General features: G+C 66.0%; 11 protein-coding genes. 4 read left to right on the top strand and 7 right to left on the bottom strand.

Annotated features, from left to right (window positions below):
• Positions 1-30: 30 nt before the first annotated feature.
• Positions 31-1,032 carry an isopenicillin N synthase family dioxygenase gene (locus tag OE647_RS03385; RefSeq protein WP_263720243.1) on the top strand — a complete coding sequence of 334 codons (1,002 nt, stop codon included), beginning with the start codon at positions 31-33 and terminating at the stop codon, positions 1,030-1,032.
• Positions 1,033-1,268: 236 nt separating this feature from the next.
• Positions 1,269-3,191 (top strand): AAA family ATPase, encoded by a 1,923-nt coding sequence (locus OE647_RS03380; RefSeq protein ID WP_263720242.1) that lies wholly within the window; start codon positions 1,269-1,271, stop codon positions 3,189-3,191.
• A 76-nt stretch (positions 3,192-3,267) separates the two neighbouring features.
• Here the strand turns inward: OE647_RS03380 and OE647_RS03375 are convergent, their stop codons facing one another.
• A complete protein-coding gene (locus OE647_RS03375; RefSeq protein WP_263720241.1) occupies positions 3,268-3,492 on the bottom strand; it encodes a hypothetical protein in 225 nt (74 codons plus the stop codon).
• A gap of 278 nt (positions 3,493-3,770) precedes the next feature.
• On the opposite strand from OE647_RS03375, the gene OE647_RS03370 reads away from it, so the two are divergent.
• Together OE647_RS03370 and OE647_RS03365 are read left to right on the top strand one after the other, a co-directional pair.
• The gene (locus tag OE647_RS03370; protein ID WP_263720240.1) at positions 3,771-4,412 is read left to right on the top strand and encodes a DUF1326 domain-containing protein; all 642 of its coding nucleotides are present in this window, start codon (positions 3,771-3,773) and stop codon (positions 4,410-4,412) included.
• A 13-nt stretch (positions 4,413-4,425) separates the two neighbouring features.
• The gene (locus OE647_RS03365; protein ID WP_263720239.1) at positions 4,426-5,259 is read left to right on the top strand and encodes a DUF2182 domain-containing protein; all 834 of its coding nucleotides are present in this window, start codon (positions 4,426-4,428) and stop codon (positions 5,257-5,259) included.
• A 30-nt stretch (positions 5,260-5,289) separates the two neighbouring features.
• Here the strand turns inward: OE647_RS03365 and OE647_RS03360 are convergent, their stop codons facing one another.
• From OE647_RS03360 to OE647_RS03335, 6 genes are read right to left on the bottom strand one after another with little or no spacing between them, the layout of a single operon-like run.
• A complete protein-coding gene (locus OE647_RS03360) occupies positions 5,290-6,891 on the bottom strand; it encodes an alpha-amylase family glycosyl hydrolase (RefSeq protein WP_263720238.1) in 1,602 nt (533 codons plus the stop codon).
• Between the two features lie 46 nt (positions 6,892-6,937).
• Positions 6,938-9,091, bottom strand: coding sequence for a glycogen debranching protein GlgX (glgX, locus tag OE647_RS03355; protein WP_263720237.1), 2,154 nt, complete (start codon positions 9,089-9,091; stop codon positions 6,938-6,940).
• On the bottom strand, positions 9,088-10,521 hold the full coding sequence (glgA, locus tag OE647_RS03350) for a glycogen synthase GlgA (protein ID WP_263720236.1): 1,434 nt from the start codon (positions 10,519-10,521) through the stop codon (positions 9,088-9,090). Before glgA ends, glgX begins: the two co-directional genes overlap by 4 nt.
• Positions 10,522-10,544: 23 nt before the next feature.
• Positions 10,545-11,816, bottom strand: a complete 1,272-nt coding sequence (gene glgC / locus OE647_RS03345) for a glucose-1-phosphate adenylyltransferase (RefSeq protein ID WP_263720235.1) — start codon at positions 11,814-11,816, stop codon at positions 10,545-10,547.
• Between the two features lie 12 nt (positions 11,817-11,828).
• Positions 11,829-14,039 (bottom strand): 1,4-alpha-glucan branching protein GlgB, encoded by a 2,211-nt coding sequence (glgB, locus tag OE647_RS03340; RefSeq protein WP_263720234.1) that lies wholly within the window; start codon positions 14,037-14,039, stop codon positions 11,829-11,831.
• Positions 14,040-14,059: 20 nt separating this feature from the next.
• Positions 14,060-16,462 (bottom strand): glycogen/starch/alpha-glucan phosphorylase, encoded by a 2,403-nt coding sequence (locus tag OE647_RS03335; protein WP_263720233.1) that lies wholly within the window; start codon positions 16,460-16,462, stop codon positions 14,060-14,062.
• Positions 16,463-16,493 lie beyond the last annotated feature (31 nt).

The raw sequence follows: 16,493 nt of genomic DNA, 5'->3' as shown, positions 1-16,493 counted from the left end.
AATCCTTATCCCCACGAGGAGACTACGCAGATGAGCAACGATTTGGTCGCCCGGCTTGACGACAAGCTGCGCGCCCGGCGCGAAAGCTTCGACAGGATTCCGATGGTCGACCTGGCGCCGCTTCTGGATGGCAGCGACAAGCAGGGCGTGGCCCGCCAGATCCGCTGGGCGCTCTCGAATGCCGGCTTCATGTATGTGAAGAACCACGGCATCGCGCAGGACTTCGTCGATCAGGTCTTCGACGTGACCCGCCGCTTCTTCGACCTGCCGATGGCGGAAAAGACGGCGCTGCATGTCAGCTGGTCCGACGTGGCGCTGCGCGGCTATATCGAGCCCTTTGGCGAGAACACCGACCCTGGCAAGACCCGCGACCTGAAGGAATGCTTCGACATCGGTCCGGAGCGCGACACGATCGAGGGGCCGTTCTTCGGACCCAACCAGTGGCCGGCCGGTTTCCCCGAGTTCCAGGAACTGGTCTACGGCTATCACCAGAAGATGGTGACCCTTTCGAAGTCGATCCTGCGCGGGATCGCGCTGAGCCTTGACCTGCCGGAAACCCATTTCGAGGGGCTGATGTCGAACCCGATCAGCATCCAGCGTCTGCTGCACTACCCGCCGCAGACCGGCAACATCGGCGAGGATGTCATCGGCATCGGCGCCCATACCGACTACGGCAACCTGACGATCCTGGCGCAGGATGACGTCGGTGGTCTTCAGGTGATGAACCGGGACGGCGACTGGATCGAGGGCACGCCGATCCGTGGGGCCTTCGTCATCAATATCGGCGACCTGATCCAGAAGCTGACGAACGATCTTTACCTCGCGAACATGCACCGGGTCATCAACACCTCGGGACGGGAGCGCTATTCGATCCCGTTCTTCATCGACGCCGACTTCGACGCCGTGATCACGCCCCTGCCCTCCTGCGTGTCCGAGGCGAACCCGCAGCGTTACCAGCCGGTGACCTGCGGGGCGCACAAGTTCGGCCGTTTCGCCGCGAGCTACGCGCATCTCACCAAGCGCGCGAGCTAAGGCCTTTGCGACCCGGCGGCCTCCTCCCCGCCGGGTCGTATTGTCCTGCGAAGCGGGGGCTGAACTTTCTTGCGCGCCGTCACTGGCATTCCAATTCATGAATGTTTAAATGACCCAGAGATGTCCGAAACCGGTCATGCTGGTGCCCGCGTTCCGCCGTTTGCTGAGCATCGGGGCCAGGCCCCGGCCAGCGTTTCCGGACGATGGCAAGACCCGCAGACAGGACCGATCAAGACATGTCCCGCTCATACGACCTTCCGTCCTGGTACGAGGAGGTCAGCGCCGCGCTCGCCTACTCCGACCACCTCGTTCTATCGGGGAACCTCGGCGATCTTTACCCCGCCCCGCAGGATGTGTCCGAGGACTTCCAGGAGCTTGACGCGATCCTGTGGAACCTGCTGCGGGCAGCCGGCTTCGGGGCGCTTCTGCGCTACGATCCGGTGCAGGGCCTGAGCCTTCTTGCCGGTTCGGAGGAGGGGCACGAACAGGCACTGCGCAAGGCGGGCTTGCCCATCGGCGCGGTTGCGGCGGGCCTGTCGGACATCAGCGACATTCACGCCAAGGTGGCGGCCTTCGACAGTTTCCCGGTCGCGTTGCTTCTGGACCATGCCTCACACCTGCGGCCCGCGTCCGGTGACGGCGCCGAGGACTTTTTCGTCGCCATCGACGCGGCCTCGCGCGCACGGCGGCGCGAACACGGCGGTGCGCCGCTCAACCCGACGATCTGGCTGGTCGATCACCCCGCCGACCTGCCCGACTGGTTCGTCCTGCAAAACGCGGCCCTGCGCGAGATCCAGGTCGAACACCCGAACCTCGAAGACCGCTTCCGCTTTGCCAGGCACCTGGCGCAGGCGCGGGGCTGGCTCGACGATCTGGCAGAGGCGGATCAGGACCGGTTTCTTCAGCAATTCGCGCTGGAATGCGACGGCAAGCCGCTGCTGGCGATGGATGCGATCGCCCGGATCGCCGCAATCGAGGGCTTCACGCTGTCCCATATCTCGGACGCGATCCGGGTGTTCCGCACCGGGTCGCGCCGCAATCCCTGGACCTCTCCGGTGCTGCGCAAGCGGATGCAGCGCGCGGGCGCGATCCTGGGCGCGCGGATCAAGGGACAGTCGCACGCGCTGGAAAAGACGCTCGACATCCTCGCCCGGTCGATCCTTGGCCTGTCGGGGGCGCAGTCGGGGGCGATGCACACGCGCCCGCGCGGGGCGCTGTTCCTTGTCGGCCCGAGCGGTGTCGGCAAGACCGAGCTTGCCAAGGCGGTGACGGAGCTTCTGTTCGGGGACGAAACGCTTTGCCACCGCTTCGACATGTCGGAGTTCATGGCCGAAAACTCCGTCGCGCGGCTGATCGGGGCACCTCCCGGCCATGCGGGCCACGAAAACGGCGGGCAGCTTGTCAACGCCGCGAACCGCCGTCCCTTCAGCGTCTTTCTGTTCGACGAGGTGGAAAAGGCCCATCCCCGCGTGCTGGACGTGTTCCTTCAGATCCTTGACGAGGGGCGGCTGACCGATGCGCGCGGCATGACGGCCTACTTCTCGGAGGCGCTGATCATCTTCACCTCCAACATCGGGATCGCCAGCGGGTCGCGCGCCAACAACATGGGCATGAACGTCCTGCCCTCGGACAGCTATCCGGAATTGTCGAGCAAGATCGGGCGCGCGGTCGAGGATCATTTCCGCACCGAGCTCAAGCGGCCGGAGCTTCTGAACCGCATCGGCCAGAACATCGTCGTCTTCGACTTCCTCAAGGGCCCAGGCATGGCGCAGATCTTCGATGCGCTTTTGGGCCGGGTGATCCGGCGGATCGAGTCGATGCACCACATTTCGCTCGGCCTGTCGCCCGAGGCCGCATCCTTCCTGCGGCTGCTGTGCACCCAGGACTATTTCGAGGGCGGACGGGGCATCGCGAACCGGATCGAGACGCACTTCATCAACCCCCTCGCCCGCATGATGTTCCTGGAGGGCGTGACAGGCGACATCTACATCGCCAACGTCAAGGAGGCGGAGGGCAAGACCGTGCTGGAACTCGGCACGCCCCAACCGGAGGTTCAGGACACCCCATCCGCCCCCGCCCTTCCAGAGATCGAGGAACCCCGGATTCCGCGCCGGGTAACCCCCGGGACCGACCGCTGGCGCGCACGCTTCGAAAGGTGACGCCCCCGGCCGGTCCGGGTGACGGCCGCCAAGGTCGGCTGCGCGCGGTCACGCGGTTACAGTCAATCCGTTACGGTCAGGCCGCATCGTGCGGCCCAGCCGCCGCGCGATAGGCGTCTGACAGGATCTGCGCGCCTTCATACTGAAGCATGGCCGCGGCCAAGGCCACCGTGATCTCCGCATGGGTGTGCTCGGCAACCGGGCCGAATTCGTTCATCATCATGCCTTTGGCGATGTGGATGTAAGCCTCGGCGCGGGCCTTCGACAACTCCATCATGGTTTCCAGCTGTGCTGCGGACATGCTTTCCCCGCTCCTCTCCATTACGGGGCCAGCCTATATCGGGCACCGGTCTGTTTCCCACGGATTTGCGACGGCGACCGGGGACAACCCGTCGCTGCGGCGCGCTGGTTGAGAGATCCGGCCGTTCGTGATAGGGTTCCTCGCAAGGGATGCGCGGTCAGGGATGTGTGGCCAGTCGTCCCACCAACAATCATTCTTTCTGTGGCAGTTTCCTGGGCTGACGTCGCGGCAGCCGCATTCCGATCACCGGCGTGCGGACCAAGGAAGGAGTCGTCTAGATGAAAGACTGGAGCATTCAGGGCCTGGAACTGGCCAACTGCAACTGCAACTTCGGCTGCCCCTGTCAATTCAGCCAGCCGCCCTCGCACGGAAGCTGCGAGGCTGTCGTCGTCTTCGATATCCAGAAGGGCCACCATGACGGCGTGATTCTGGACGGGCTTCGCGCGGCGGGCGTCTACAAATGGCCCGGCGCGATCCATCAGGGGAACGGGCAGATGCAGCTCATCATCGATGAGCGCGCGGATGCCGCGCAGCGCGCCGCTCTCGAAACCATCATGACCGGCGGCGACACGGAAGAATTGGCCACCATGTGGTTCATCTTCAGCGCCATGTCCCCGAACAGGCATGAAACCCTCTTTGCGCCGATTTCCTGCGATATCGATGTCGATGCGCGGAAAGGGAGCGGCGAGGTGGGCGGCGTCTTCGAAGTTACGGGCAAGCCCATTCCCAATGCCGTGACGGGCGAGCCGCATCGCATCAGCATCCACCTGCCGAATGGGTTCGAGTTCGACACGGCGGAAATGGGATGCGGCAGCGCCAGCACGACCGGCGGTGCGATCCGGCTCTCGAAGAACAACGACACCCACGCCCATTTCGCGCGCCTGCATCTGACCGGCACCGGCGTGGTACGGGCGGCCTAACGAGCGCCACGCCATGAGCAAGACAGGACCCCAGCGGACCGCCAGCCCGGTCGAGAGGTTGGTCCAGCATGACCGCGCCATCGTGGTGGGCGCGGTCATGATCATCGTCGCGGGCGCGGCAATTTACACCGTCTTGGGCGTCGGCATGTCGATGTCCGCGATCGAGATGACGCGCATGGCCCGTTCGGTCGGCCGGCCCATGCAGATGGGCGGGCCGATCGCCTGGACGCCCGCCTACGCGCTGCTGGTCTTCCTGATGTGGTGGATCATGATGATCGCCATGATGACGCCCAGTGCCGCGCCGATGCTCCTGCTTTACGCGGCACTGAAGCGCCGGGGACCGCAGAGCGATCAGGCATGGCTTTACAGCCTCCTGTTCCTCGTGGGGTACCTTGCGATCTGGGCCGGGTTCTCGGTGATCGCGGTGGCGCTGCAATGGGGACTGGAACAGGCGGGGCTGGTGGCGTCTTCGATGATGACGCTCAGTTCGCGGGCTTTGGCGGGCGTCGTGCTCCTGGCCGCCGGGGTCTACCAGTTCACGGGCTTCAAGGATGCCTGTCTCAGCCATTGCCGCTCGCCTGCCGAGTTTCTGGCGCGACACAACCGGCCCGGCGCGGCGGGGGCCTTCGGGATCGGCGTCCACCACGGCACCTACTGCCTGGGCTGCTGTTGGGCGCTGATGGCGCTCCTGTTCGTGGGCGGGATCATGAACCTGTACTGGATCGTGGGTCTTGCCCTTTTCGTTCTGGCAGAGCGGCTGGCGCCGGGCGGCCGGCTCTTCGCCCGCCTGGCCGGCGCCGCGCTTGCAGCGGCGGGCGTCTACATGCTTGCGAGCGCGGTGCTTTGACCGGGTCCAGCATCCCCGACCACTGCCCGGTCAAAGGGAGGAGATATCCACCGCGCCTTCGATGATGGCGAAACCGCTGGCCCCAAGGGTCAGGATGCCGGCGCGATGGCTCGCATTGCCTTCGATGCGCGCCGCGCCGCCCTTGCAGGCCAGCGTGTGGGTGTCGGCTGACAGGTTGAAGACGCAAAGCGTACCCGCCCCGCGCCGGAAGCCCAGCAGAGGTTCCGGCAGTGGCAGGAAGGCGGTCGCGCCTGCCATCAGGTCGGCACTGGCCTTTCGGTAAGCAAGCATCCGGCGATAGAAGGCCAGGACGGAACCCTCCCCCCCTTGGGTATCGACCGCGACCGCGCGCTGGGGGTCACGGACGGGTAGCCATGTCTTCTCCGCCGTCGAAAAGCCCGCGTTGGGTGCGTCGCGTTCCCATACCATCGGGGTCCGGCACCCGTCGCGGCCCTTTTCCTCGGGCCAGAAGTTGATGCCTGCGGGGTCGGTCAGTTCCTCGAACCGCAATTCGGTTTCGGTCTGGCCCAGTTCCTCGCCCTGGTAGAGGCAGATCGAGCCCTGGAACGACAGCAAAAGTGCGGCGGCCTGTTTCGCCACCTCATCCCGCCCCGCGCCCTGGGCGAGCCAGCGCGTGACGTGGCGGTTCACGTCATGGTTGGAAAAGGCCCAGCAGGGCCAGCCGTCGGGCGCCCCGGCAAAGAACTCCTCGATCTTGGAACGGAAATGCGCGGCCGTGAATTCCGGCCCCAGCATGTCGAAGGAATAGCACTGATGCAGTCGCCCGCCAGAGGTGTAGTCCCCCATCATGCGGATGGCGTGGTGGCTTTCCCCCATCTCGCCCACCAGCATGCGGGAGCCATAGCTCTCACTCAGCGCGCGCAAGCGTTCGAGAAAGGTGATGTTCTCGGGCTGGTTCTTCGAGAACAGGTGATACTGCATGTTGTAGGGGTTGTTTTCCAGCTTCGACTTCACCCGGTAGTCGGCCGCGTCATCGCGTAAAAGCCGGTCGTGGAAATAGTAGTTGACCGTGTCCAGCCGGAACCCGTCCACGCCCCGGTCGAGCCAGAAGGCCATGTTGTCGAGATGCCAGTCCTGAACCTCCGGGTTATGGAAGTTGAAGTCGGGCTGTTCGGGCAGGAAGTTGTGGAAATAGTACTGGTGCCGGCGTGCATCCCAGGTCCAGGCGCTGCCGCCGAAGACCGCGAGCCAGTTGTTTGGCGGTGTCCCGTCGGGGTGCGGATCGGCCCAGACATACCAGTCGGATTTCGGCCCCGTGCGGCTGGCCCGGCTTTCGACGAAGGCCGGATGCAGGTTCGAGGAATGCGAGATCACCTGGTCGATGATCACCTTCAGGCCCAGCTGATGCGCGCGCGCGACCATGCGGTCGAAATCCGCAAGCGTTCCGAAGACCGGGTCGATGTCGCGGTAATCCGACACGTCATAACCCATGTCCCGCATCGGCGAGGTCGAGACGGGCGAGAGCCAGACCACATCGACGCCGAGGTCGGCCAGATAGGGCAGACGCCGCGTGATGCCCGGCAGATCGCCGATCCCGTCACCGTTGTCGTCCTGGAACGAGCGGGGATAGACCTGATAGGTCACCGCCCCACGCCACCACTCTGCCGTCATGTCCGCTCCGTCCTGCCTTGTCCTCGCCCCCGGCGGGCGCGTCTGTTCATTCCGTGGTGCCGGCGGCCGCCTTGCGGGCGGCCAGCCTTGCGTCCTCATCCCGGACATAGACCCGGATCGACTGGGCCGCCATGACCGCCTGGCCCGACACGCTCGGGCCGGGGGCCGTCGCCGGCGCCCGGGTGTCGAGCCGGCACCGCCACGCGCCGTCCGGCAGGCGCAGCGCGACCTCATCGCCCGCGTTGAAGAAGGCGAAGACATCCCGGTCACCGCGACAAACGGCCGTTTCGGCCGATTCCCGGATCAGGAGGCCAAAGGCCTTCCAGTCGGGCGATTGCCAGTCTGCATCCGTGGGCGCCGCCCCGTCCGCGCGCCGCCATTCCAGATCGGGCGGATCGCCCTCCGTCCGGCGCCGTCCGTGCAGGAAGCGACGCTGGGACAGCACCGGATATTCCCGCCGCAGGGCGGCAAGGCGCGCCACGAAATCCGCGAACTCTTCCTCCGCCCCGCTCCAGTCCACCCAACCGGTGGGGTTGTCCTGCGCATAGGCGTTGTTGTTGCCACCCTGGCTGTTTCCCGCCTCGTCCCCAGCCAGGATCATCGGCGTGCCCTGCGACAGGAAAAGTGTCGCCAGCAGGTTTCGGCGGCGCAGGTCCCGCAGCGCCTTGACGCCGGGATCGTCGCTTGGCCCCTCGACCCCGAAATTCTCGGAGTGGTTGGCGTCGTGGCCGTCGCGATTATCCTCGCCGTTCGCCTCGTTGTGCTTGTGGGCGTAGCTCACAAGGTCGGCCAGCGTGAAGCCGTCGTGACAGGTGACAAAATTGACCGAGGACACTGCCGGACGCCCGCCGTGATCGAAAAGTTCGGCCGAGCCCAGAAGCCGCCGGGCAAGATGCGCCGCGCCATAGGTGTCGCCCCGCCAGTAACGGCGCACATCGTCGCGGAACCGGTCGTTCCATTCGAGGAACGGATGGGGAAAGCGGCCAAGCCGGTAGCCACCCGGGCCGATGTCCCAGGGTTCCGCGATCAGCTTCACCCGCGACAGGACAGGGTCCTGGCGCAAAGCATCCAGAAAGGCGGATTCGGGCTCGAACCCCGACGGGCCGCGCGCGAGAGCGCTGGCGAGGTCAAAGCGGAACCCGTCCACATGCATGACCTCCACCCAGTAGCGCAGCGAGTCCATGACCATCCTGAGCACCATCGGATGATCGAGGTTCAGCGTATTGCCCGTGCCGGTGTAGTTCAGATAATGCCGCCCCGCCCCCGTCAGCCGGTAGTAGCTGCCGTTGTCGATCCCGCGAAAGCACAGCGTCGGACCCAGTTCGTCGCCCTCGCCCGAGTGGTTATAGACGACATCCAGCAGCACCTCGATCCCGGCGGCATGGAAGCGCCGTACCATGGCCTGGAATTCCCAGACCGCGCCCTGGCTCATGTAGCGCGGCTCCGGCGCGAAGAAGCCGAGCGTCTGGTAGCCCCAGTAGTTGCGCAGGCCCCGTGCCTCCAGGAAGCGGTCGTTGAAGAAGCACTGGACGGGCAGCAACTCGACCGCCGTGACGCCAAGGCGCGTCAGATGCTCGATCATCGGCTCGGAACTCATGCCGAGGAAGGTGCCGCGCAAGCCCGGATCGACGCCGGGATGCGCCATGGTCTGGCCGCGCACATGGGCCTCGTAGATGACCGTCTGGCGCAGATCGCGCCGAGGGGGACGGTCATCGCCCCAATCGAAGCTCGTATCGGCGACCACACATTTGGGCATGGCGAAGGCGCTGTCGCGGCTGTCGAAGGAAAGGTCCGCGGCAGAAGCCCCCACGCGGTAGCCCATCAGCGCGTCCGACCACTTCAGCGGCCCGACGATCTGGCGGGCATAGGGATCGATCAAGAGCTTGTTCGGGTTGAAGCGGTGCCCGGTCTCAGGATCGTAGGGGCCATGGACGCGAAGACCGTAGCGGGTGCCTGGCGTCAGACCCTCCACATGGCCGTGCCAGATGTCCCCGTCACGTTCGGGCAAGGCAAGCCGCGCGATCTCTCTCCGCCCGTCGTGGGTGAACAGGCAGACTTCGACCTTGGTCGCGTGGGCGGAGAAGACGGCGAAGTTCACACCCGCGCCGTCGAAGGTCGCGCCCAGCGGCCAGGCCCGCCCCCCGGCGACGGCCCGGTGACTGAGCCGGTCCGGTGCCACCCCGGGCCGCGTGGAGGTCATGACATCAGGTTCCGGTAAAGCGCGGCGTAGGCACGCGCGGGCCCGGACCAGCCGACCTCCGCCCGCATGGCGCGGCGGCGCATCGCCTCGAACAGGCGGCGGTCGGCGTGAAGCTGAACGAGACGGCGGAGCGCGCCCGACAGCGCGATCCCATCGACCGGATGAAAGGTGATCCCCGTCGCGGCCTCGGCGGCAAGGCTTGCCGGTGTCGCGCCGATGACCGTGTCGTTCAGCCCGCCGGTCGCCGCGACGACCGGGATGGTGCCGTAGCGCAGGCCATACATCTGGGTCAGGCCGCAGGGCTCGAACCGGGAGGGCACCAGCACCGCGTCGCCCCCCGCGAACATGCGGTGCGCCAGCGCCTCGTCATAGCCGATGCGGACCCCGACCCGGCCGGGCCAGCGCCCGGCCGCAGCCTGCATCGCGCCTTCAAGGCCCGGATCGCCCGCGCCCAGAAGCGCAAGCCCGCCCCCCGCCTGCACGAACCCGTCAAGCGCCCCGGCCAGAAGGTCGATACCCTTTTGATCGGTCAGCCGGCTGACCACGATGGCAAGCGGCCCCTCCACCGCCTCCAGCCCGAATTCGTCGAGAAGCCGCTGCCGGTTGACCGCCTTGCCCTTCAGGCTGCGCGTCGAATAGGGGGTGATTTCAGGGTCAGCCTCCGGCGACCAGACGGCTTCATCGACGCCGTTGAGGATCCCCTGAAGATCCGCCGCACGGGCCGCCAGAACCCCCTGAAGCCCCATGCCGAACTCCGGACGCATCAGCTCCTCGGCATAGGTGGGCGAAACCGTCGTGATCCGGTCGGCGGTGACAAGCCCCGCCTTGAGGGTTGAAAGGTTGCCGTAGTATTCAAGCCCCTCGCTGGTGAAGGCATGGCCGGGCAGCCTGAGCGTGCCCAGCCGGGATGCGGGCGCAATCCCCTGGAAGGCCATGTTGTGGATGGTCAGGACGCTTTTCGCCCGCGCAGGGGGGCCGTAGCGCAGGTAGGCGGGCGCAAGCCCACCCTGCCAGTCGTGTGCGTGCAGGATATCGGGCCGCCAGCCATCCTGCCCGGCGCCGCGCGCGATCTCTGCCGCGGCCCAGGAAAGTGCCGCGAAACGTTCGGGATTATCGGCATGGTCCGCCCCGCCAGAGGCATAAAGACCGCCCGCACGGTCGAACAGATGCGGCGCGACCAGAAGCAGGATCTCAAGCCCGCCGACCGAACCGCGCAGAACACGGGCCGGGCCGCCGAAAAGATCGCTGTCCCGCCAGATGACCTCTGCCCGCTCCAGCCGCGCCTCCAGCCCTGGATAGGCGGGAAGAAGCACGCGCATGTCCCAGCCTTCGGCGGCCAGCGCCTTGGGAAGCGCGCCGACGACATCCGCGAGCCCACCGGTCTTGATCAACGGCACGCATTCGGACGCGACCGAGAGAACCTTGCCCAACAGCTTTCCTTTCGCGCGAGCCTCTAGCCAAGTTTCGCGGCCCGGCGGTCCAGCATCTCCTGCGTGATCAGGACGATGCCGGCGTCGGTCCGGCGGAACCACTTCGCATCTTCCTCGGGGTCGGCGCCGATCACAAGCCCCTCGGGGATGACCACCCCGCGGTCGATGACGCAATTGCGCAGCTCTGCCCGCCGGTTGATCGTGACATAGGGCAGGATGACCGAAAACTCGACGCTGGAAAACGAATGCGCACGCACCCCGGTGAAAAGGAGCGAGTTCTTCACCTCAGAGCCCGAGACGATGCAGGCGCCCGAGATGAGCGAGGAGACGGCAGAGCCGCGCCGCCCGTCCTCGTCATGGATGAACTTGGCGGGCGGGACGATCTCCGCATAGGTCCAGATCGGCCAGCTGTTGTCGTAGATGTCCAGCTTCGGGACGAAGTCGGTCAGGTCGATATTGGCCTGCCAGAACGCGTCGATGGTACCCACGTCACGCCAATAGGGCTCCTCCTCGGTGCTGGCGCGGACGCAGCTTTCGGAGAAGCGGTGCGCCATCGCCTTGCCGTCCCTGACGATCTGCGGGATCAGGTCGTTGCCAAAATCGTGGCTGGAATTCGCGTCCTCGGCATCGCTCAGCAAGAGCCCCCTGAGGAACGCCCAGTCGAAGACATAGATCCCCATCGAGGCAAGAGAATGGTTAGGGTCGCCCGGCATGGCGGGCGGGTCCTTGGGCTTTTCCAGAAAGGCCGTGATGCGCCCGGTCGCGTCCACGTCCATGACGCCGAAGGCGCTCGCCTCCTGCCGGGGGACGGTCAGGCAGCCGATGGTCACGTCGGCGCCCGTGTCGACATGCTGGCGCAGCATGATCTCATAGTCCATCTTGTAGATGTGGTCGCCTGCGAGGATGATCACATACTTGACGTTGTAGCTGTCGACGATGTCGATGTTCTGCGTCACGGCGTCGGCGGTGCCCAGGTACCACTTGCTTTCCTCGACCCTTTGGCTGGCCGGCAGGATGTCCAGGTATTCGTTGCGCTCCGCCCGGAAGAAGCCCCAACCCCGTTGCATGTGCCGGATCAGGCTATGCGCCTTGTATTGCGTCGCGATCGCCATCTTGCGGATGCCCGAGTTCAGCGCGTTCGACAGCGCGAAATCGATGATCCGCGCCTTGCCGCCAAAAGGCACCGCGGGTTTCGCGCGCTTGTCGGTCAGTTCCTTCAGGCGGCTACCGCGCCCTCCGGCAAGCACGAAAGCCATGGCCTGCGATGACAGGCGCTGGTTGGGCCTTGGCTGCATTCCGTCCTCCCCTCATGTGGCAGGTCGCGCCTGCCTGAATACCACCGCGCCGAGCGGCGGCAGATCGACCGCCGCTGAATGCGCCTGGCGATGCCAACCGACCGGTTCGGCCGTGATCGCCCCGCCATTGCCCCGGTCGCCGCCGCCGTAAAGGCCCGCGTCGCTGTTGAAGACCTCGGCCCATGTGCCCCCTGCCGGAAAGCCGATGCGGTAGCCCCTCCGCTCGACGGGGGTAAGGTTCAGCGCGACAACAACCGCCGGATCGCCCGCGCCGCCGCGACGGATGAAGGCGAAGACGGAGTTTTCCGCGTCATCCGCCTCAAGCCATTCGAAGCCTTCAGGCCGGCAGTCATTGAGGTGGAGCGCGGGCGTCTCCCGGTAAAGCCGGTTGAGGTCGCGCACCAGAAGCTGCACCCCGCGATGGTGTGGGTCGTCGCACTGGTGCCAGTCGAGGCTGGCCGCGTGGTTCCATTCGCGCCCTTGCGCAAACTCCTGCCCCATGAACAGGAGCTTCTTGCCCGGATGCGTCCACATGAAGCTGTAGTAGGCGCGCAGGTTCGCGAATTTCTCCCACGCGCTCCCCGGCATCTTGCCCAGCATGGAGCCCTTGCCGTGCACCACCTCGTCATGGCTGATCGGCAAGATGAAGTTCTCCGACCAGGCATAGGCCATACCGAAGGTCATCTGGTTGTGGTGATGCCTGCGATAGATCGGGTCCTTCTGGATGTAGCCGAGCGTGTCGTTCATCCAGCCCATGTTCCACTTGAAGCCGAAGCCCAGCCCGCCCCGGTCCACAGGCGCGGAGACGCCGGGAAAGGCCGTCGATTCCTCGGCCGCCGTCATGATGCCGGGCACCTCGCCGTAAGCCAGGCTGTTGACTTTCCTCAGGAAAGCGATCGCCTCGTAATTCTCGCGCCCGCCGTGGACGTTGGGGACCCACTGGCCCTCGCCGCGCGAATAGTCGCGGTAAAGCATCGAGGCCACGGCATCCACCCGGAGCCCGTCCAGATGGTATTCCTCAAGCCAGTAAAGCGCGTTGGCGACAAGGTAGTTCGACACCTCCGCCCGGCCGTAGTTGTAGATCAGCGTGTTCCAGTCGAGGTGGAAGCCCTCTTTCGGGTCGGCATGTTCGTAAAGCGGCGTACCGTCGAAGCGGCCAAGCCCGTGTTCGTCCGTCGGGAAATGCCCCGGCACCCAGTCGAACAGCACGCCGATCCCCCGCCGGTGCGCGGCGTCCACGAAGGCCGCAAATTCCTGCGGGGTTCCGTGCCGGATCGTTGGGGCGAAAAGCCCGATGGGCTGGTAGCCCCAGGAGCCGTCGAACGGGTGTTCGCTGATCGGCAGAAGCTCGATATGGGTGAAGCCCATCCACTCCACATAGTCCAGAAGCGCGTCGGCCAGTTCCAGGTAGGACAGCGGTCGCTGATCCTCACCGGTCCGCCGCCAGCTTCCCAGATGCACCTCGTAGATCGAAATGGGCGCATCGACGGAATTGCGCGCGGCGCGCGCCGCCATCCAGTCGGCGTCATCCCATTGCGCGGCGCCCGGACGGCGCACCACCGAGCCGGTCTGCGGCGGGTGTTCCGACCCGAACCCAAGCGGATCGGCCTTGAGCGGCAGCAGCGCCCCGTCAGGGCCGCGGATCTCGTATTTGTAAAGCGCGCCCTCGGCGAGGCCGGGCAGGAAGATCTCCCACACGCCCGTCGCGCCGCGCCGCCGCATGGCGTGGACGCGGCCGTCCCAACGGTTGAAATCGCCCACGACCGAGACGCTTTGCGCATTCGGCGCCCAGACGGCGAAATGCACACCCCCTGCCCCCTCGTGCGCGATCAGATGCGCGCCGAGCGCGCGCCAAAGGTTGCGGTGATTGCCCTCGCCGATCAGGAATTCGTCGATCTGCCCCAGAACGGGGACGAAGCGGTAGGGATCCTCGATCTCGCGCAGCGCGCCGTCGCCCGACTCGATCCGCAGCCTGTAGGGCCCCGCCCCGCCCGTGCCGGCGGCGAAGATATCGCCGAAGACCGGGTGGCGCTGCATCTCCTCCGGTTCGCCGTCTGCGGGTACGACCCAGACCCGTGCCGCGTCCGGTATCAGGGCCAGAACCCGACCGCCATGCGGCCCAAGAATGGAAAACGGATCGCCATGCCGGGCCGATGCCAGCGCCGCAAGGGCACCATCGTCGGGCCAGTCTACCTGTGGGTGCACTTCCGTCGTGGCCGCCACCGTCTGCCTTTCCCCGGCGCTCAGAGCGCCGAACCGGTGTTCCAGATATCCCTCATGTAACCGCGAATTGCGCGATCTGACGAGAAAAATCCCATCCGCGCGGTGTTGATCGCCGCCTTGCGCGACCATCCGTCACCGTCCTGATAGGCGGCATCAACCGCGCGCTGCGCCGCGCAGTAGGAGGCGAAGTCGGACGCGACCAGGAAGTAATCGTGGTTCCAGACGCGATCGACGATGCCGTGGTAGCGCCCTGGCTGACCGGGGCTGAAGCGGCCCTCTGCCAGCATCTGCAGCACGTCTTGCAGCATCTGGCTTTCCATGATCGCGTGGCGCGCGTGGTCAGGGTCCTTGCGGCGCTCCAGAACCTCCTCGGCGGTGAGGCCGAAGAGGAAGAAGTTCTCGGCCCCGACGTGATCGCGGATCTCGACATTGGCGCCGTCGAGCGTGCCGATCGTCAGCGCCCCGTTCAGCGAAAGCTTCATGTTGCCGGTGCCCGAGGCTTCCTTCCCGGCGGTGGAGATCTGCTCGGAAAGGTCCGCCGCCGGGATCAGCCGTTCGGCCATCGAGACGTTGTAGTTCGGCGGATAGACCACGCGCAGCAGGTCGCGCGTCGCGGGGTCGGCGTTGATCACGCCGGCCACGTCGTTGATCAGGTGGATGATCTCTTTCGCGACGACATATCCCGGCGCAGCCTTACCGGCAAAGATCTTGACCCTTGGCACATGGTTGGCGTTCGGGTTCTGGCGGATGTCGTGCCAGACCGCGATCGTGTGCAGGAGGTTCAGCAACTGGCGCTTGTATTCGTGGATACGCTTGACCTGCACGTCGAAAATCGCGTCGGGGGACACCGTGGTCCCCGTCGCCCGCCGGATCCAATCCGCCGTTTCGGCCTTGTTCGCGCGTTTGGCGGCCGCGAAGCGCTCGCGGAAGGCGGCGTCGCCCACATGCCCTTCAAGCCCCGCGAGCCGGTCCAGATCATCCTCCCACCCGGCGCCGATGGCCTCAGTGACCAGCGTCGCAAGGCGCGGGTTGGCCATGCGCAGCCAGCGGCGCGGCGTGATGCCGTTCGTCTGGTTCACGATCCGGCCCGGATGAAGCGCGTCAAGCTCGGGGAAGAGCCGCGCCTTCACAAGGTCCGTATGCAGCGCCGAGACGCCGTTGACGCGGTGGGACGAGATGAAGGCGAGCTCGCCCATCCGCACCTCGTGGTGCTTGACGATGCCCACGTAATGGGGCCGCTTCGGATGCGCCTTGAGGTGATCCTCGTCGATGCGCTCGATGATCTGCATGTGGCGCGGCAGGACATTGCCCATGAGCCAGGTCGACCACCGCTCCAACGCCTCGGGAAGCAGCGTGTGATTGGTGTATCCCAGACAGGCGCGCGCGATTTCCACCGCTTCGCCAAAGCCGATCCCGTGGTGGTCGGTCAGAATCCGGATCAGTTCCGGCCCGGCCAGCGCGGGGTGGGTGTCGTTCATCTGGATCGCGACCTTCGCGGGCAGCGCGCGCAGATCCGAATGGCTGTCGAGGTAGCGCCGCAGGATGTCCTGGATCGCGGCGGAGGTCAGGAAGTATTCCTGCTTCAGGCGCAGCTCCTTGCCCTGATAGGTCGCGTCCTCCGGGTAAAGAACGCGGCTGATGGTCCGGGCCAGCGTCTCGGACTCGGCAGCGGCCGCATAATCGCCGCTGTTGAACCGCGCCAGATCGAAGCGCTTCGTGGGCAGCGCCCCCCAAAGCCGCAGCGTGTTCGCCCAGCGTCCCGCCCAACCCACGACCGGCGTGTCATAGGCCGAGGCACGCACGCTTTCGCCAGCCACCCAGACGCTGCGCCCGCGCTGCGTCTCCACTTGGCCCTTGAAGCCGATGGTATAGGCGCATTCGGGGCGCTCGAATTCCCAGGCGTGTTTCTGCGACAGCCAGTCCTCGGCCAGTTCGACCTGCTGGCCGTTCTCGAACTCCTGCCGGAAAAGGCCGTGTTCGTAGCGAATCCCGTAGCCGTAGGCCGGACAGCCAAGCGTCGCCATGCTTTCCATATAGCAGGCCGCCAGCCGCCCCAGCCCGCCATTGCCAAGCGCCGCGTCGGGTTCGGTGGCGGCCACGGTCGCGAAGTCCTGGCCAAGATCGGCCAGCGCCTCGGCCGCGACCTCCCTGAGGCCGAGGTTGATGGCGGCGTCCTCAAGGATGCGGCCGATCAGGAACTCCATCGACAGGTAGTAGACCCGCTTGTGGTCCTCCGCCCAGGTGCGGCGGGTCGCGTGGAACCAAGGCGTGACGATCCGGTCACGCAAGGCAAAGGACAGCGCCATCCGCCAGTCGTAAAGGGAGGCGTGCGATGCATCCTTCCCGACCGTGTAGGTCAGGTGGCGAAGGATCTCGGCGCGGAAGGCGTCGCGGGTCAGCGGGGCGGGATGTAGCGCGTTCATACGCCCGATTCTATGCATCTTTCGGGCGAGA

The sequence above is a fragment of the Albidovulum sediminicola genome, from assembly GCF_025751575.1.
In the GTDB taxonomy this organism is placed as follows: domain Bacteria; phylum Pseudomonadota; class Alphaproteobacteria; order Rhodobacterales; family Rhodobacteraceae; genus Albidovulum; species Albidovulum sediminicola.
Note: the sequence above shows the minus strand (reverse complement) of the source record. Positions and strands in the feature narration are given on the sequence as shown.